Here is a 17,642-nt window from a genome sequence, read left to right as displayed (position 1 = left end):
CTTTGGAAATCAGGGGTTTTGCCCCTTACCCGAAAGAGATCAGATTGATGGCAGCCGTTCCCGGCCTCCGCCGTTCAGAGCTCGGTGAGGCGCTGCGTGCCTGCCGCACGGCGTTCCTCGGCGTCGGCTTCATGAGCTGCATGATCAACCTGCTCTATCTGACCGGGTCGATCTTCATGCTGGAGGTCTACGACCGCGTGCTGCCGAGCCGCAGCATCCCGACCCTGGTCGGCCTGATCGTCCTTGCCGGCGGCCTCTATATGGCGCAGGGCGTGCTCGACATGATCCGCAGCCGCATCCTGGGACGGGTCGGCACGGCGCTCGACGAAGCCCTGAACAAGCGCGTGTTCGACACCATCGTGCGCCTGCCGCTCCTGGTCGGCAACCGCAACGAAGGGCTGCAGCCGTTGCGCGACCTCGACAATGTCCGCTCCTTCCTCGGCAGCGCCGGCCCGAGCGCGTTCTTCGATCTGCCCTGGCTGCCGCTTTATCTCGGCATCTGCTTCGCCTTCCATGTCATGATCGGCGTGACCGCGCTGGTCGGGGCCCTCATCCTGGTCGGCCTGACGCTGGTCACCGAGTTCCTGTCCCGCCAGCCGGCGAAGGAGGCAATGGGCCTCGCCGCCCAGCGCAACGACCTAGCTCAGTCCAGCCGCCGCAATGCCGAAGTGCTGGTCTCGATGGGCATGGCCGGCCGCTTGAACCAGCGCTGGAGCGAGGCCAACGAAAAATACCTCGCCGGCAATCAGCGTGCGAGCGACGTCGCCGGCGGTCTCGGCGCGATCGCCAAAGTGCTGCGCATGATGCTGCAATCGGCGGTGCTTGCGGTCGGCGCCTATCTCGTCATCCACCAGGAGGCGACCGCCGGCATCATCATCGCGGGCTCGATCCTCTCGGCCCGCGCGCTGGCGCCGGTCGATCTCGCGATCGCGCACTGGAAGTCCTTCGTCGCGGCCCGCCAGAGCTGGCATCGTCTCAGCCGCCTCCTGGAACAGATGCCGGCGCAGGCAACCCCGACCCAGTTGCAGGCGCCCACCAGCCGTCTGTCGATCGAAGGCGTCGCCATGGTGGCGCCGGGCGACCAGCGCATCATCGTCCAGGACGTCACCTTTGCGCTCGAAGCCGGCAACGGCCTCGGCGTGATCGGACCGAGCGGCTCGGGCAAATCCTCGCTGATCCGCGCGCTGGTCGGCGTCTGGCATCCGGTCCGCGGCAAGGTCCGGCTCGACGGCGCGGCGCTCGACCAATGGTCGTCCGACGTGCTCGGTCGCTACATCGGCTATCTGCCGCAGGACGTCGAGCTGTTCGGCGGCACCATCGCGCAGAACATCAGCCGTTTCGATCCGGAGGCGACCTCCGACGGCATCATCTCGGCAGCCAAGGAAGCCGGCGTGCATGAGATGATCATCAAGATGCGCGAGGGCTACAACACGCAGGTTGGCGAGCAGGGCGCTGCGCTCTCGGCCGGCCAGGCCCAGCGCGTGGCGCTGGCGCGCGCGCTCTACGGCAATCCGTTCCTGATCGTGCTGGACGAGCCCAATTCCAATCTCGACACCGAAGGTGACGAGGCGCTGACCCGCGCGATCCGCAGCGCCCGCGAACGCGGTGCGATCGTCGTCGTGGTCGCGCATCGCCCAATCGGCGTGGAGGCGGTCGACCAGATCCTGGTGCTTCGCGACGGCCGCATGCAGGCTTTCGGTCCTAAGGAGCAGGTGCTCGCCCAGGTGCTTCAGCCCCGCGTGGCGCCGCCGGCGCCGATCAAGATCGTCAGCGAAGGCGGAGTGGCCAAACCATGAGCACGATGACGGTTGGCGGAACGAAGCCTGCTGCGAACAAGACCGTGCGGGAATCGATCCGATTTCATTTGATCCTCGGGATCGGAATCGTGGCGTTCCTCGCCGTCGGCCTCGGCGGCTGGGCCTCGACGGTGCTGATCTCCGGCGCGCTGATCGCGCCGGGCCAGGTCGTGGTCGAATCCAACGTCAAGAAGGTGCAGCACCCGACCGGCGGCGTGGTCGGCGAGGTGCGCGCCCATGACGGCGACGTGGTCAAGGCCGGCGACATCGTGGTGCGGCTCGACGACACCGTCACCAAGGCCAACCTCGCCATCGTCGTCAAGAATCTCGACGCCGCGCAGGCGCGCGCTGCGCGGCTTCAGGCCGAGCAGCGTGGTCTCGACAAGATCGAGTTCCCGCAATCGTTGCTCGATCGTGCCGCCGACCCGGACGTCAAGACGCTGCTCGACAGCGAAAGCAAGCTGTTCGACGTTCGCGTCAATGGCCGCGCCGGCCAGAAGGCGCAGCTCCGCGAGCGCATTCAGCAGCTCAACGAGGAGATCGAGGGTCTCCAGGCGCAGGAGAAAGCCAAGGACAAGGAGATCGTGCTGGTGCAGCAGGAACTGACCGGCGTGCGCGATCTCTATGACAAGCATCTGGTGCAGATCTCGCGCCTGACCACGCTCGAGCGCGACAGCGCCCGCCTCAACGGCGAACGTGCGCAGTACATCGCTTCGCGAGCACAAGCCAAGGGCAAGATCACCGAGACCGAGCTGCAGATCATCCAGGTCGACAAGGACATGGTGAGCGAGGTCTCCAAGGATCTGCGCGAGACCAACGACAAGAGCGGCGAGCTGATCGAGCGTAAAGTCGCCGCCGAAGACCAGCTCCGCCGCGTCGACATTCGCGCGCCGCAGGACGGCATGGTGCTGCAATCGACAGTGCATACCGTCGGCGGCGTCGTCACTGCGGGCGATACCTTGATGCTGATCGTGCCGCAGGCCGACGACCTTCAGGTCGAGGCCAAGGTCAATCCGGTCGATATCGACAAGCTGCAAATCGGCCAGAAGACGCTGCTGCGTCTCTCCGCGTTCAATCAGCGCACCACGCCCGAGCTCAATGGCGTCGTCAGCCGCGTCTCGCCCGACGTCACCACGGACCAGCGCACGGGGCAGAGCTACTACACCATCCGCGTCTCGATGTCCGCCGAGGAGGTTGCCCGGCTCGGCGATTCCAAGCTGATCCCCGGCATGCCGGTGGAAGCATTCGTCCAGACCGGCGATCGCACCATGCTGTCGTACCTGTTGAAGCCGCTGCACGACCAGTTCATGCGGGCCTTCCGCGAGAAGTGACGGGCGAAAAGCGCGCTATCCCGGAGCGCGCTTAGCGCGTATCCGGGATCTCGAACGGCAGATTCGGTCTCGTGGGTGGGCAAAGGCGCAAAACGCCCTGCCCACCATTCCCCGCGGAAATTGAAGAAGGTGGGCACGCTCCGCTTTGCCCACCCTACGCGACCTCGTTCTTTGTTATAGTTCGACTCAGGCGCAACAACCCGGCGGTCGAACGATGCAATCTCCACCCTCCATCGCCACCAAATCCTTCTCCGAAGCATCCGCGGCGGTCGCCCGTCTCGAAGAGATCTACGAGCGCAACACAAAGTTCCTGCGCGATCGGTTCGAGGCCTATGTCAGCGGCGAGGCGATCACGACGCGGGTGCGGGCCTATTATCCCTTCGTCCGCCTCACCACCGCGACCCATGCGCGACTGGATTCGCGCCTCGCCTATGGCTTCGTCGCGGGCCCCGGCGTGCACGAAACCAGCGTGACGCGGCCGGATCTGTTCCGCAGCTATCTGACCGAGCAGATCGGTCTCCTGATCCAGAACCACGGCGTTCCCGTCGAGATCGGCGAATCCGCCGAGCCGATCCCGATCCATTTTGCCTATCGCCGCGACATCAACATCGAAGCCGCCATCACCACCAGCGAGAATTCGCCTGTCGCACGATCGCTGCGCGATGCATTCGACGTGCCCGATCTCGCGACCATGGACGATTCCATCGCCGACGGCACGTTCGAGCTTCGGCCGGGCACGCCCGAGCCGCTGTCGCTGTTCCGCGCCGCCCGCGTCGACTACTCGCTGCGCCGGCTCTACCACTACACCGGCACCGATCCCGAGCATTTCCAGAACTTCGTCATCTTCACCAACTACCAGTTCTATGTCGATGCCTTCGCGCAAGCGTGCCAGCAGCGGCTCCAATCCGGCGAGGCCGGCCTCGAAGCCTTCGTCGCGCCCGGCAATGTGATCACGCGCAGCGGCGGCGCGACGAGCGGCGATGCGCCCGTCCGCATGCCGCAGATGCCGGCCTTCCATCTCGTCACATCAGGCTATCGCGGCATCAGCCTGATCAATATCGGCACCGGTCCGTCCAACGCGCGCAATGTCACCGATCACGTCGCGGTGCTGCGGCCGCATGCCTGGCTGATGCTCGGGCACTGCGCCGGCTTGCGCAATACGCAGCGGCTCGGCGACTACGTGCTCGCGCATGGTTACGTGCGCGAGGACCACGTGCTCGACCGCGAGCTGCCGCTGTGGGTGCCGATCCCGGCGCTGGCGGAGATGCAAGTGGCACTGGAACAGGCGGTCGAGGACGTCACGGGTCTCGAAGGTTTCGAGCTCAAGCGCTTGATGCGCACGGGCACCGTTGCCAGCGTCGACAACCGTAATTGGGAGATCTCCGGACCTGAAGTGATCCGCCGCATGTCGCAATCGCGCGCGGTCGCGCTCGACATGGAATCGGCCGCGATCGCCGCCAACGGCTACCGCTTCCGCGTGCCCTACGGCACGCTGCTATGCGTCTCCGACAAGCCGCTGCATGGCGAGATCAAGCTCGCCGGCATGGCCAGCGAGTTCTACCGCCGCCGCGTCGGCCAGCATTTGGAGATCGGCCTGAAGGCGCTGGAGCGGCTCAAGCAGCAGGAATCGGAGCGGCTGCATTCGCGCAAGCTCCGCAGCTTCGCCGAGGTGGCGTTCCAGTAAGGACAACAGAACTGTCGCACGAACACTGACGTCACCGTGATCAGAGCTTTCCGGAATAATGCCGCCAAGGCAGGGTTATCAATTGGTCCGGGGCCGCTTGCAACAACACGAGAGGCGGAGATGTTCACGAAGATGATCAGGCTCGTCACGCTGGGTACATTCGCGGCAGTCTTGTTGAGCCCGCCGGCATTTGCCGCAGGTGGAGGCGGTGGTGGAGGCGGCGGGGGCGGGGCCGGTTCCACCGATCCCTTTGCGGCAAGCTCTTCGGGTCAGCAGCAATCGCAGCCGGTCTATCCGAAGCGCTCAGGCACTAAGGCGACCCAGAAAGGGAAGAAGGCGAACAACCAGTCCAGTATCGACGATCCCGGATTCGCGGCCGGCTACCGCATGGCCTATGACACCATCTACGAGCGCAACGACTATGCGACCGCGATCGCGGAATTGAAGTCGCTCGGCCATGACGACCATCCGAATGTCGCCAACCTGATCGGCTATTCCTACCGCAAGCTTGGCGACTACGAGCAGTCGCAGGTCTGGTACGAGCGCGCGTTGAAGGCGGATCCGAACCACGTCCTGACATGGCAGTATTACGGGCTGTGGCAGCTCGAGCGGGGCAACCGCGAACAGGCGCTCTATCATTTGAGCCGGATTGCGGCCATCTGCGGGACGGATTGCGAGGAGTATCGATCGCTGGCCGCGGCGCTCGACAAGCCGACTGGTACGGCGCTCGCCTACTAGGTCCAAAGAGGCGCCGATCGATGCAGCCTCGCTGTCGATCGGCTCCCAATGACGGCCCTGTCTCCTGGCGCGGGTGGTGACAAAGCGTGAGATTTTCAGCATTGTCCCGTTCGGGGTACGAACGGGACAATTGGATGCCGCTGACGCGCGACAGGATCATCGGTCATGACCTCGAACGGCTTGCCTTCCGCTTCACGATGATGCGTGAGGACGAGGTCGTGCATTGCCAGATCAGCGACGCCGCAATGGATGAGCTCGCGGGCATGCAGGGGACCGAGAGCAGCGCGCGGCAGGCGCAGTTCACCTCGCTGCGCGGAACGATCGAGCGGATCGCGTCCGACCTCTATGACGAGGCGCCGCGGTTCAAAGGCTATGTGGTGCGGATATTCGTGCGGCATTTGGCAAGATAGCCGGGCCGGAGCTTACCCGGCAGGAGCTTGGCGCCCAGTCGAGATATCTCGACGGTAACGCGGCTCTGATGTGCAGTGCGGCGACCAAGAAGCAGCTCAATCCGCTTTCAATGGACAGTGCTGACTCGGCCTACGCCTCGCGCAAGCGGAGAGCCGGGAAGTACGACATCGATATCGTCGAGGTTCGCGCAAAGCTCCGCCGCGAGCCCGGCAACGGCTTGTCCTGTTCTTAAGGCAGGACAGCGGCGGGCTGAGGGCTGCGTCACGGCTTGGCGCTTTCGGCGAAATGCTTGCGGAAGAACGCAACGACATCCGCGTGAAGTCGCCGATGGAAATCGACGCGATCGAACCCAGGCGCATCGGTGCAGACGGCCGGAGCCTCCTGAGCGTCCTTTGGGGTGCAGGTCGCGAGGAAGGAAAAATGCTTCGCATTCTCCACGAAATGGTAATCCGGCTTGACCGGAAGTCTTTGATTGATGGCTGCCGCACAGCATCCGGATAGACCGTCGGCACTCTGCGCGGGGTCAGAGCTCCACAATTGAACCGGCGCCGTGATCCCTTTTAGATTCTCCTCAGGGAAGACGAATACGGGATAGGGATCGATGATGACGGCGGCCTTGACGCGCGGATCATGTGCGACCGGCTGCCCGGGAAGCTCGCCGTTTTCGAGTTGCTTGCACGCTTTCAAGCTGGACGTCTCGCAGTTCGGCAATCCCTTGCGCAGATCGGGATTGCCGCCGATGACGGCAAGACCGGTGTAGCCGCCAAACGAAAACCCGTAGAGCCCAATGCGCTGAGGATCGATGCGCGAGGCCTCCGGCCACCCGTCCAGCATATAGTCGATCAACCGCCTCATATCCGTGGGACGTTCGACCAGAACCGACAAACTGTCGGTGCGGCTGGTGTCACGCCAGGTGTCGCCGGGGTGATTGAGCGCAGCCACCACGAAGCCAGCGTCCGCCAACGCCGCCGCGGTGTCATGGTGACCGCCGAACCATCCTCGCCTGCCGTGCGACATCACGATCAGCGGAAGCTTTTCTCCGGAGACCGGACATCCAGGCACCGCGAAGAAAGTGGCGCCACGCGCATCCATCTCCTGGGGAGGCTCTGCGCACGGAGTCCAGACCAGCAGCCGGATTGCCGGCCCCGCGGGCCCGGCGGGTATGTCGAAGTTTCTGACCCCGGCGGCCTGTGCCGTTGCGGTCCCGAGGACAAGCAGGATCGCGACAAGGAGGGCGTTCATCGTTCCAGCTTCTTCAACAAAAGTCTCAACGCCGTCGCTGCGAACATCTGCATGTTGGCAAACCGGTCGTTGCCGCCCGTCTCCAGCGTCATGACCTCGGCCGCAGGCCCTGCGACCGCCATGCAGCTATGGCCGGCAGCATCGCCGTAGCGGTTACCGGTTGGGCCGGCTGCGCCGGTCTCGGACAGGCCCCAGTCGGAGCTGAAGCGGCCGCGCATCTGGTCGGCGAGCAGTTTTGCGTAAGGCTCCGAGGAGGAGCGAAAGCCCTTCATTCCTTCGTCCGAAATATCCATCAGCACGCGCCGGGCGTCGCGGGTGTAGACCACCGCGCCGCCGAGGAAATAAGCGGACGCGCCGGGCACTGCGAGCAGGCTCGCCGAGATCAGGCCGCCGGTCGAGGATTCCGCGACTGCAATGGTCTCTTTGCGCGCGATCAACTTTGCCGCGACCTGTTCCGCTATGCCGGCGAGTTCTTTCATCCCAGTCCCCTGTTCCTTCGCAACCGAGCTGAGCCTTCCTAGCATATGACAACGGCCTTGGCCGAGTTGCGAGCGGCGGGCAGGCCTGCTTGAATGGCGGGCAAGGCGAAGCGGCCGAGCGCCGCCCGAGACGAGACACGACGAGGAAATGTGAGAAGGGAGACGTCATGGCGTCCCTGATCGCCGGCGGGGTAGATTGCGACGTGCATCCAGCCGTGCCGCATCTGACCAGCCTGCTGCCGTACCTGAACGATTATTGGCGCGATCAGGTGACGACGCGCGGCATGGTCGATCTCGTCTCGCAATCCTATCCGCCGAACTCACCGATCGTGGCGCGGCCCGATTGGCGCCCCGAGACTGGCAAGCCCGGCGAAAGGCTGGAGGACATGCAGCGCCATGTGCTCGATCCCTTCCAGCTGAAGCTCGCCATCTGCAATCCGCTCTACGGCGTGCAGATGGTGTTTTCGGAGGATTTGCAAGCCGCCTTCTGCCGCGCGCTGAATGCGTGGCTCGCGAAGGAATGGCTCGATCGCGACAAGCGGCTGCGCGGATCGATCGTGATCCCGACGCAGAGCGTCGAAAAAGCCGTCGCCGAGATCGAGCGCTGCGCGCAGGACAAGCGCTTCGTGCAGGTGCTGATGCTGGTCATGGGCGACACACCGCTCGGCAAGCGCGCGCTGTGGCCAATCTATGAGGCCGCGGAACAACATGATCTGCCGGTCGGTATCCACGCCGGTTCCGCCTATCACAATCCGCCAACCGCCGTGGGGTGGGGTTCCTATCACATCGAGGACTATGTCGGTCAGGCCCAGGCGTTCCAGACCCAGCTGACCAGCCTGATCGTCGAGGGCGTGTTCGCCAAATATCCGCGGCTGAAAATGGTGATGCTGGAGTCCGGGGTCTCCTGGATCTCGCCCTATCTCTGGCGGCTGCACAAGTTCTGGCGCGGGGTGCGGATGGAGACGCCGTGGGTCGATCGCGCGCCGCTCGAAATTGTGCGCAGCAACATCCGCTTCTCATTACAGCCATTTGATGCACCGCCAGACGAAGCGACATTAATTCGCCTGTTTGATCATATGCAGTCCGATGAATTGGTCCTATTCTCCACGGACTATCCGCACTGGCAGTTCGACGGCCAGGACGCGCTGCCCGAAGGTCTCACCCCCGATCTCGTGCGCAAGATCATGATCGACAATCCGCATGCGACCTATCCCCGCCTGACGTGAGCCCGCTGCCAAAGGAGGCAAGGCGATGAACATCCAGTTCCGCGAGAACCTAGAAGCCGCTTCCCTTCCGACAACCAAGACCGCGATTGCGGACTGCGATATCCATCCGGCGCGCGCGACCCGGACCGAGCTTTACCCCTATCTTGCCAAACGCTGGCAGCATCATCTCGAAGTCTACGGCGTCCATGCCTATCAGGGCATGATGGAAGGCCCGCCCTATCCGAAGGCCCAGCCCAATGCCTCGCGCCGCGATGCCTATCCGCCGGAAGGCGGGCCGCAGGGCTCATCGCTGTCCTTCATGCAGAAGCAGCTGCTCGATCCCAACAACGTGCAACTCGGCGTGCTCAATCCGCTCAACAGCGGGCAAGGCATCCGCAATCACGAACTCTCGGCTGCGCTGTGTTCCGCGATCAACGATTGGCAGATCGACAAATGGACCAGCAAGGACAAGCGGCTGAAGGCCTCGATCGTCGTCGGCAACGAGGACGGTCTGTCGGCCGCCGCCGAAATCCGCGAGCGCGCCGGCGACAAGAATTTTGTCCAGGTGCTGCTGCTCAGCCGCAATGTCGAGCCGCTCGGCCAGCGACGCTATTGGCCGATCTATCAGGCTGCGGAAGAGGCGGGTCTTCCGGTCGGCGTGCACGCCTTCGGCTTCGGCGGCAATCCGATCACGCCGTCAGGCTGGCCGTCCTATTACATCGAGGAGATGGTCGGTCACTCGCAGTGCCAGCAATCGGCGCTCGCGAGCCTCGTGTTGGAGGGCGTGTTTGAGCGTTTCCCGAAGCTGAAGATGGTGATGATCGAGGCCGGCTTCGGCTGGGCGCCGTCGCTGGCGTGGCGGCTCGACAAGACCTGGCAGCGGCTGCGCAGCGAGGTGCCGCATGTCAAACGGCCGCCGTCCGAATATATCCGCGAGCAGGTGTGGTGGACCACGCAGCCGATGGAAGACCCGGAGCGGCGCGAGGATTTGTTCGACGTCATCAACTGGATCGGCTGGGATCGCTTGCTGTTCGCGACCGACTATCCGCACTGGGATTATGACGAGCCATCGCGCGTGCTGCCGGCTGGCGTGAGCGACGACAACCGCGAAGCGTTCTATCTTGGCAATGCGAAGAAGCTGTACGGAATTGCTTGATGGCGCGTCACGTGATTGCCCCGGTCGATGAGCTCCCGCCGGGCACGCGAAAGTTTCTGGAGATCGATGGACGGCCGATCGCGGTCTTCAATATCAAGGGCGAATATTTCGGCCTGATGAACCGCTGCCCGCATCAGGGTGCAGCGCTGTGCGAGGGCCCATTGATCGGGCTCGCGCGGTCAAAGGATCCCGGCGAGATCGAGTACACGAAACTCGGCGAGATCATTCGCTGCCCCTGGCACGGCTGGGAGTTCGACATCCGCACCGGCCAATCCTATTGCGATCCCCGCCGCTTCCGCGTGAAGGCCTATCCGGCCCATGTCGAGCCCGGCGCGAGCGTCGTGAAGGGGCCGTATGTCGCCGAGACTGTCACGGTGACGGTCGAAAGCGATTACGTGGTGGTGGAGCTGTAGGTCTTCGCTGCACCGGCAGTGCGCTCCCTCGCCCCGTTCTTACGGGGAGAGGTTAAGACAGAGGCGCTACGCGCGCCCGATCAATGCCCCGCAACCGGCTCGGCCACCGCATCATAGACCGGCACCGCCTTGCCGCCGCCGCGATAGACGATCAGCGCCGCGATGATGCCGAGCACGGCCGCAAACATCAGCCAGGCACCCGGCGCGGCTTTGTTGCCGGTGTGCTCGATCAACCAGGTCGAGGCGAACGGTGTGAACGTGCCGAACAGCGCGGCCGCGAGCGCGAAGGCCAGCGAGAAGCAGGTCGTGCGCACATGGGCCGGCACGATCTCGACCAGCGCGCCGAGCATGGTGCCGCTGTACATGCCGAAATAGAACGAGAACATCATCTCGACCGCGAGCAGCTTGCCGAAGGTCGGTGCCGCCACCAGCCAGCTCAATGCCGGATAGGCGGTGAGCAGCGACAGCGTGGCGATGGCGATCAGCACCGGCTTGCGGCCGATGCGGTCGGAGAGCGCGCCGCCGACCGGGTTCCAGATGAAGTTCGTGACGGCAACCAGCAGCGTGACCAGCAGCGCGTCCTGCGTCGACAGCTTTAGCACGGTCTTGCCGAAGGTCGGCGTGTAGACGGTGACGAAGTAGAACGTCGTCGTGGTCAGGATCGCGATCATCATGCCGAGCAGGACGATGCGCCAGTTGGCGAGCGCGGAGGCGAACACCTCGCTGGCGGTCGGATGCCTCTTCATCGCGAGGAACGCCGGCGTTTCCTCCAGCGTCCGCCGCAGGAAGAAGATCAAGGGAATGATCAGGCAGCCGACGAAGAAGGGAATGCGCCAGCCCCAGGAGGCAACGGTGTCGGCCGGCATCACTTCGGAGAGGAGATAGCCGAGGATCGAGGCCACGAAGATCGCGACCTGCTGGCTCGATGATTGGAACGAGGTGTAGAAGCCGCGATTGCCGGGCGTCGAGATCTCCGCGAGATAGACCGACACGCCGCCGAGCTCGACGCCGGCGGAGAAGCCCTGCAGCAGGCGACCGATCAGCACGATCACAGGCGCGGCGATGCCGATCGTGGCGTAGCTCGGGCAGAATGCGATCACGACCGTGCCGAATGCCATGATGCCGAGCGTGACGATCAGGCCCTGACGACGGCCGATGCGATCGATGTAAGCGCCGAGCACGATGGCGCCGACGGGGCGCATCAAGGCGCCGAGCCAGAACACGCCAAAGGTGTTGAGCAGCGATGCGGTCTCGTCGGTGGAGGGGAAGAATGCCTTGCCGATCGCGGCGGCATAGAAGCCGAACAGGAAGAAGTCGAACTGTTCGAGGAAATTGCCCGATGTTGCGCGCAGGATCGCGCCGATACGCGACTTGATTGCGGGCGGATTGGTTGCTGGTCCAGCCATTGACGTTACTCCCCTGAAAGACGCGGCCGGACCGGAACTCATTTCACGGCAAGGCGATAGATTGTTGCTGCGACAATCTGTCTAACCCCTCTCGCGCGGGACCTTGCGAGTCAACCCATTTCGCCGCGGAAGCTGATGATTTTTCAGGCTTTATTCTGCGTTGCAGCGACCATCCATTGGCGGAAGGCGGCAAGCTTTGGCGCTTCGCGGCGGCCCTCCGGGGAGACCAGATAGAAGCCGGCGTCCGCCGGCAGCGCGATCTTGAAGGGAACCACGAGCCGGCCCTTGGCGATGTCGTCTTGGACGTAGGAGGTCCGGCCCATCGCCACGCCCATGCCGTCGATCGCGGCCTGGACCGTCATGAAGGTCATGTCGAAGGTGATGCCGGGCTGTCGCGAGAGGCCGGTCGACAGGCCTGCCGCCGTCAGCCAGAGGCGCCAGTCGTCGCTGTTGTTGGTGTGCAGCAGCACATGATCCTTCAGGTCCTCCGGCATGCGCAGCGGTTTGTCGCTGCGAAGGAGAGAAGGACTGCACACGGGAAACAGCTCGTCCGCCATCAGCCAGTCGGCGCGCACGCCCGGCCACTGGCCTCTGCCGTAGCGGATCGCGGCATCGACATTGTCGCGCTGGAAGTCGACGAGGCTGGTCGAGGTGGTGATGCGGACATCGATGCCGGGATGGGTCTCCTGGAAATCGGTCAGACGCGGCAGCAGCCATTTCGCTGCAAGCGAAGCGATCGTCGAGACCGTCAGCACCTTGTCGTCGTCCTTGCGCAGCAGGCGGTCGGTGGCGAGGCGGAGATCGTTGAAGGCGGCGCGGACACCCGGGAGGTAGTCGCGCGCCTCCGCCGTCAGTGCCAGCGCGCGGTTCTGCCGGATGAACAGGCGGATGCCGAGCTCCTCCTCGAGCCGGCGGATCTGATGGCTGATCGCAGTCTGCGTCACGTTCAGCTCGCTTGCGGCCAGCGTAAAGCTGAGATGGCGCGCAGCGGCCTCGAATGCCCGCAGTCCGTTCAGCGAAGGCAATCTGGCAGTCATTTGGCAGCAGGATGCATGAGCTTATTTCATGCGAAAGGGTACAAATTGTCGTTTGTGGCAGCGCACTGAGAGGCAGATATTAGCAATTAAGTTAGCTCAAGGAGCTGAGAATGTCTACTTTGACCGACAATTCGATGACAAATCATCATGTACCGGGCCTGATCCAGCAGATCGGCGAGACGCTCCATGTCTGGCATGAGCGCTATCGGACCCGGCGTGAGCTGACCAACTGGACCGCCCGCGATCTCCACGACGTCGGCCTGTCCTGGACCGACATTGCCTACGAGGCCGACAAACCCTTCTGGCGGGCCTGATTGGCCGCCAGGCCGGCGCCGCCTGATTGCTGGGGCGCCGGCGGTCCCTCTTTCTCTGGGCACGTGTCATGACCACCCTCCGCCTGGAAGATCTGAAGCAATACTCGGACGTGGTACGCACCCGGCAAGGCGAGGCGCTCAATGTGCGTTTCGTCGAGCCGCGCGACACCGACGAGCTTCAGCACTATTTCCGCTCGCTCTCGACCCGCTCACGCTACAACCGCTTCTTCGGTGCGATCAGCGAGCTGCCGTATGGTCTGTTGCGCGACTTCCTGCAGGTGGGTGAGCGCGAACGTTTTACTGTGATCGCGACCAAAATGGTCGACGGCTTCGAGACCATTGTTGCCGAGGCGCGCTATGCCTTGCATGCCGAGACTTCGACCCTCGAATTCGGCCTGTCGGTCAACGATCGCTGGCAGGGGCACGGCATCGCGACCGCGCTAATGAAGAACCTGGAATGCCGCGCCGCTGCGCTCGGAGCCGAGCACATGGTCGGCGACACGCTGCGCTCCAACGAGCCCATGATCTCGCTGGCGCGCAAATCCGGCTTCGCCTTCGTCAACCATCCCGACGACTGGAAGCTGGTGCGCTTCGACAAGGAGATCCACGTCGCGCCAAAGGACATTCCCTGCGCCAGCTGGCGTCTCGCCGCACTTTCCCGTCAGGCCGACAGCCCCTCAGCCTCGGTTTGACATCACTCCGAGCCCGGCCTGGCAAAGCCAGAGCCGGGCATTTTTTTGTTCTCACGCCAACGCGCCTACTTCCCGGTGAACGCGGCCTTGCGCTTCTCGATGAAGGCCTGCACGGCCTCCTTGTGATCCGCCGTCGTGGTCAGGCGGACCAGCCGTTCGGCTTCGTGATCCCGGGCGGTTTCGAAATCGAACAGCAGGGCCTCGTCGAGATTGTCCTTCATGTAGCGCAGCGCGAGGCGCGGGCCATCGGCGAGCGACTTGGCCAGGGCAAAGGCCTCGGTCTGGAGCTTGTCGTCGGGCACCACGCGATTGACGAGGCCAATCGCCTCGGCACGCGCGGCATCGACGCGATCGCCGGTGAACAGCAGCTCGCGCGCCCGAGCGGTGCCGACCAGGCGCGTCAGCAGCCAGGCGATGCCGTAATCGCCGCTCAGCGCAATGCGGGCATAGCCGGTGGCGACGAAGGCGGATTGCGCGGCGATCCGGATGTCGCAAGCCATGGCAATGGCGAGCCCGGCGCCGACGGCGGGGCCGGGCAGGGCGGCGATGGTCGGCTTGCGCAGCGATACCAGCGCGCCGGTGAGCAGCCGCTGCCGCTCCTGCAGATCGGCGACCCTGTCGTCAAAGGACATTTCGAGCTTCTTCGGGTCGCGATGCGCCCCCATGCCCTTGACGTTGCCACCGGCGCAGAACGCTTCGCCCGCGCCGGTGAGTAGCAGCGCGCCGACGCCGGGGTTCTCGCCGCAGCTGCGGATCATCGTGCGCAATGCCGGCGTCAGCGCGTCCGACAACGCGTTGCGCGCCTCCGGCCGATTCAGCGTGATGATCGCGACGCGGTCGCGGATAACGCAGAGGAGCTCATCAGTACCGGTGTCGATGGTGGTTTCCGTGGTCATGTCGCCTCCCTCTCTTTCGTCATTGCGAGCGCAGCGAAGCAATCCAGACTGTCTCCGCGGATATAGGCTGGATTGCTTCGTCGCTCCGCTCCTCGCAATGACGATTGTTGTGACGTAATTGCCTCAAAACTTCTCCACCCATGGCCGCAGCTCGAGCTCCCAGCTCCAGGCGCTGCGCGGCTGCTGCAACACGTTCCAGTAGCTTTCCGCGATCGCATCGGGATCGAGCATCGAATCCGGCTTGTCCGTCGGCTCGGTCCGCGCCGCACTGCGGATGCCGCCGTCGATGACGAAATGCGCGACATGGATGCCTTGCGGCGACAATTCGCGCGCCATGCTCTGCGCAAGGCCACGCAGCGCGAACTTGCCCATCGCGAACGGCGCCGACTGCGCATAGCCTTTCACGCTAGCCGATGCGCCCGTGAACAGGATCGCGCCGTGCTGGTTCGGCAGCATGCGCTTCGCCGCCTGCTGCGCCACCAGGAAGCCGCCATAGGCGCTGACCGCGATCGCGTTCGCGACATCGGACGGCACGAGGTCCACGAACGGTCCGCGCGACCGGCCGCTGGCATTGTAGACGACGAGATCAGGCGTGCCGATCTCGCGTTCGACCAGGCCGAACAGCCGCTCGACCTCGTCAGGCTCAATGGCGTTGCAGGCATAGGCCTTGGCGCCGGTCTCGCTACAGAGCGCGCCGAGCTTTTCGATCCTTCGCGCGGCAAGTGCGACGCGGATATTTTGCGCGGAGAGCAGCCGCGCCAGCGAGGCGCTCAAGCCTTCGCCGGCGCCGACGATGAGGGCGATCTTGTATTTCGGATGTTCCATGTTGTGATCTCTCGGGGACGGGACGTCGATGATCTATGCATCCGCCGTGCGGACAACCAGCCGGATCGATCACAATTCCGCAGGGCGAATTGCTCCTTCACGGCGATCATGGCTCCCTGACAATTTGCGGCTTTAACTGTCGCTGCGACGCGAGCATGATCGACACGATCTCAAGCGGCAAGCGATAAGAATGCCGCGGGGCGGAAACGAAGAGGACGATCATGCACGAGCCGGTCATAGCGCAGCCAAACGATGTCGCGGCCGCACCATCCGGCCTGCTGGCGCCGGATACCACGGGCATGAATTTCTATCGCGCCGATCAGGCGCTGACGGACCTGTTGCGCATCCACCTGCCGGACACTCTGCTCCGCCATATCGAGCCGCATCTCGACCGCCTCGGCGAACTCGCCGGCGGCCATCTCGACGAATGCGCGCGACTTGCCGACCGGCACGTGCCGGTGCTGCACCAGCGCGACAAATTTGGCCGCGACGTGCAGTGGATCGAATATCATCCGGCCTATCGCGAGCTGGAGAATGCCGCGTTCGGTGAGTTCGGCATCCATGCGCTGTCGATCCGCAAAGGCATCATGGGCTGGCCGGACAAATATCCCGTGGTGGCCAAGCACGCCTTCACCTTCCTGTTCAACCAGGCCGAATTCGGCATGGGCTGCCCGATCAACGTCACCGACGGCTGTGCCAAGCTGCTTTCGAATTTCGGCAGCGAGGCGTTGAAGGCGAGATATCTGGATGGCCTGACCCAGACCGATATGAGCAAGCTGACCCAGGGTGGCCAGTTCATGACCGAGAAGGAGGGCGGCTCCGATGTCGGCACGCTAACCACGCGCGCGGTGCGGGAAGGCGACCATTGGCGTCTCACTGGCGAGAAATGGTTCTGCTCGAATGCCGACGCCAAGGTCGTGATGCTGCTGGCGCGCCCGGAAGGCGCCGGCCCCGGCACGCGTGGCGTCGGCCTGTTCCTGATGCCGCGCTTCCTCGACGACGGCTCGCAGAACCACTATCGGATCGTGCGTCTCAAGGACAAGCTCGGCACGCGCTCCATGGCCTCTGGCGAGATCAAGCTCGAAGGCGCGATTGCCTATGCCGTCGGCAAGCTGGACCGTGGCTTTGTACAGATGGCCGAGATGGTGAACTCGTCGCGGCTCTCCAACGGCGTCAAATCGACCGCGCTGATGCGCCGCGCTTATCATGACGCGATGACGGTGGCGAAGAACCGCGTCGTGTTCGGCAACCGCATCATCGACCTGCCGCTCGGGCGACGGCAGATGCTGAAGATCATGCTGCCGGTCGAGCAGGCGCTGTCGATGAGCTTTCTCACGGCGGACGCGCTCGACCGCGCGGAAGCGGGCAGCCAGGATGCGGCGGCGCTGCTGCGCATTCTGACGCCGACCCTGAAATTTCGCGCCACGCGGGACGCGCGAAAAGTCTGCGGTGATGCGCTCGAGATGCGCGGTGGTATCGGCTATATCGAGGAATTCGCCACCCCGCGGCTGCTGCGCGATGCTCATCTCGGCTCGGTCTGGGAGGGCACCGGCAACATCGTCGCGATCGATGCGCTGCGGCGCGCGGTTGGCCGCCATGGTGCCGAATCCGCACTCGCCGCCGATCTGCACGCACGGCTCGACGACGGCGCCTCGGTGCCGCAGGCCTGGCGCGACAATTTACGCGGCCTCGTTGATCGCGCCGTCGGCTTTGCCCGCGAGGTCGCCGGCAAGTCCGAGAACGAAGCCGACGCGCGCCGCGCTACGAGCCTGCTTTATCATGTCGCCAGCGCGGTCGCGCTCGCCTGGGAAGCGCATCGCATTCATGAAATGCGCGGCGATGCGCGCCGGCTGCTGCTGTCGCGGCTGGTGATCGATCATCGCGTGGCTCCGAGCGATCCCTTCCAGCTGACGGAAAATGCCACGCAGGCGAAGATCGCAGCTCTGCTGCTCGGCGACAGCCCGGCCGGCATGAGCGAGGTTGGCGAACTGGTTCTGGCAGCGTAGGCTCTGTCTTC

Annotated in this window: 17 protein-coding genes; 11 read left to right on the top strand and 6 right to left on the bottom strand. The window is 64.2% G+C overall.

The features are described from left to right. Window positions 1–47: 47 nt before the first annotated feature. The 5 genes from ACWAT4_RS37390 (at window position 48) to ACWAT4_RS37370 (ending at window position 5,959) form a co-directional block, all read left to right on the top strand. On the top strand, window positions 48–1,796 hold the full coding sequence (locus ACWAT4_RS37390; RefSeq protein WP_212302686.1) for a type I secretion system permease/ATPase: 1,749 nt from the start codon (window positions 48–50) through the stop codon (window positions 1,794–1,796). Continuing rightward, entirely contained in the window at window positions 1,793–3,127 is a 1,335-nt protein-coding gene (locus ACWAT4_RS37385) for an HlyD family type I secretion periplasmic adaptor subunit (protein WP_212302685.1), read from the top strand. The genes ACWAT4_RS37390 and ACWAT4_RS37385 overlap by 4 nt, the downstream gene beginning before the upstream one ends. A gap of 214 nt (window positions 3,128–3,341) precedes the next feature. Beyond that, the gene (locus ACWAT4_RS37380) at window positions 3,342–4,811 is read left to right on the top strand and encodes an AMP nucleosidase (RefSeq protein ID WP_212302684.1); all 1,470 of its coding nucleotides are present in this window, start codon (window positions 3,342–3,344) and stop codon (window positions 4,809–4,811) included. Between the two features lie 120 nt (window positions 4,812–4,931). Next, on the top strand, window positions 4,932–5,549 hold the full coding sequence (locus ACWAT4_RS37375) for a tetratricopeptide repeat protein (RefSeq protein ID WP_449729422.1): 618 nt from the start codon (window positions 4,932–4,934) through the stop codon (window positions 5,547–5,549). 134 nt (window positions 5,550–5,683) lie between these two features. Then, complete coding sequence (locus tag ACWAT4_RS37370) at window positions 5,684–5,959, top strand: DUF1488 family protein (protein ID WP_212302682.1); 276 nt, start codon at window positions 5,684–5,686, stop codon at window positions 5,957–5,959. A gap of 262 nt (window positions 5,960–6,221) precedes the next feature. Here the strand turns inward: ACWAT4_RS37370 and ACWAT4_RS37365 are convergent, their stop codons facing one another. After that, complete coding sequence (locus tag ACWAT4_RS37365; RefSeq protein ID WP_449729421.1) at window positions 6,222–7,202, bottom strand: alpha/beta hydrolase family protein; 981 nt, start codon at window positions 7,200–7,202, stop codon at window positions 6,222–6,224. Continuing rightward, on the bottom strand, window positions 7,199–7,681 hold the full coding sequence (locus ACWAT4_RS37360) for a CinA family protein (protein WP_212426051.1): 483 nt from the start codon (window positions 7,679–7,681) through the stop codon (window positions 7,199–7,201). The genes ACWAT4_RS37365 and ACWAT4_RS37360 overlap by 4 nt, the downstream gene beginning before the upstream one ends. A gap of 167 nt (window positions 7,682–7,848) precedes the next feature. Here ACWAT4_RS37360 and ACWAT4_RS37355 point away from each other — a divergent pair, with 167 nt between their 5' ends. From ACWAT4_RS37355 to ACWAT4_RS37345, 3 genes are read left to right on the top strand one after another with little or no spacing between them, the layout of a single operon-like run. Next, window positions 7,849–8,907, top strand: a complete 1,059-nt coding sequence (locus ACWAT4_RS37355; protein WP_212426052.1) for an amidohydrolase family protein — start codon at window positions 7,849–7,851, stop codon at window positions 8,905–8,907. A 25-nt stretch (window positions 8,908–8,932) separates the two neighbouring features. Next, window positions 8,933–10,042 carry an amidohydrolase family protein gene (locus tag ACWAT4_RS37350; protein ID WP_212426053.1) on the top strand — a complete coding sequence of 370 codons (1,110 nt, stop codon included), beginning with the start codon at window positions 8,933–8,935 and terminating at the stop codon, window positions 10,040–10,042. Continuing rightward, entirely contained in the window at window positions 10,042–10,455 is a 414-nt protein-coding gene (locus tag ACWAT4_RS37345; protein WP_212426054.1) for a Rieske (2Fe-2S) protein, read from the top strand. The genes ACWAT4_RS37350 and ACWAT4_RS37345 overlap by 1 nt, the downstream gene beginning before the upstream one ends. Before the next feature lie 80 nt (window positions 10,456–10,535). On the opposite strand, the gene tcuC is transcribed toward ACWAT4_RS37345, so the two are convergent. Both tcuC and ACWAT4_RS37335 read right to left on the bottom strand, forming a co-directional pair. After that, window positions 10,536–11,861 carry an MFS transporter gene (gene tcuC, locus ACWAT4_RS37340; protein ID WP_212426055.1) on the bottom strand — a complete coding sequence of 442 codons (1,326 nt, stop codon included), beginning with the start codon at window positions 11,859–11,861 and terminating at the stop codon, window positions 10,536–10,538. Between the two features lie 143 nt (window positions 11,862–12,004). Continuing rightward, window positions 12,005–12,898, bottom strand: a complete 894-nt coding sequence (locus ACWAT4_RS37335) for a transcriptional regulator GcvA (RefSeq protein ID WP_212302675.1) — start codon at window positions 12,896–12,898, stop codon at window positions 12,005–12,007. A gap of 110 nt (window positions 12,899–13,008) precedes the next feature. Between ACWAT4_RS37335 and ACWAT4_RS37330 the strand changes: the two genes are divergently transcribed. Beyond that, on the top strand, window positions 13,009–13,212 hold the full coding sequence (locus ACWAT4_RS37330) for a DUF1127 domain-containing protein (protein ID WP_212302674.1): 204 nt from the start codon (window positions 13,009–13,011) through the stop codon (window positions 13,210–13,212). A gap of 68 nt (window positions 13,213–13,280) precedes the next feature. Then, the gene (locus ACWAT4_RS37325) at window positions 13,281–13,904 is read left to right on the top strand and encodes a GNAT family N-acetyltransferase (RefSeq protein ID WP_212302673.1); all 624 of its coding nucleotides are present in this window, start codon (window positions 13,281–13,283) and stop codon (window positions 13,902–13,904) included. A 65-nt stretch (window positions 13,905–13,969) separates the two neighbouring features. Here ACWAT4_RS37325 and ACWAT4_RS37320 read toward each other — a convergent pair whose 3' ends face one another. Together ACWAT4_RS37320 and ACWAT4_RS37315 are read right to left on the bottom strand one after the other, a co-directional pair. Further along, complete coding sequence (locus ACWAT4_RS37320; RefSeq protein ID WP_212302672.1) at window positions 13,970–14,800, bottom strand: enoyl-CoA hydratase; 831 nt, start codon at window positions 14,798–14,800, stop codon at window positions 13,970–13,972. A 123-nt stretch (window positions 14,801–14,923) separates the two neighbouring features. Further along, window positions 14,924–15,625 (bottom strand): SDR family oxidoreductase, encoded by a 702-nt coding sequence (locus tag ACWAT4_RS37315; protein ID WP_449729420.1) that lies wholly within the window; start codon window positions 15,623–15,625, stop codon window positions 14,924–14,926. Window positions 15,626–15,846: 221 nt separating this feature from the next. Between ACWAT4_RS37315 and ACWAT4_RS37310 the strand changes: the two genes are divergently transcribed. Then, on the top strand, window positions 15,847–17,631 hold the full coding sequence (locus tag ACWAT4_RS37310) for an acyl-CoA dehydrogenase family protein (RefSeq protein WP_449729419.1): 1,785 nt from the start codon (window positions 15,847–15,849) through the stop codon (window positions 17,629–17,631). Window positions 17,632–17,642: the final 11 nt, after the last annotated feature.

The organism is Bradyrhizobium sp. T-1 (assembly GCF_053592855.1).
Note: the sequence above shows the minus strand (reverse complement) of the source record. Positions and strands in the feature narration are given on the sequence as shown.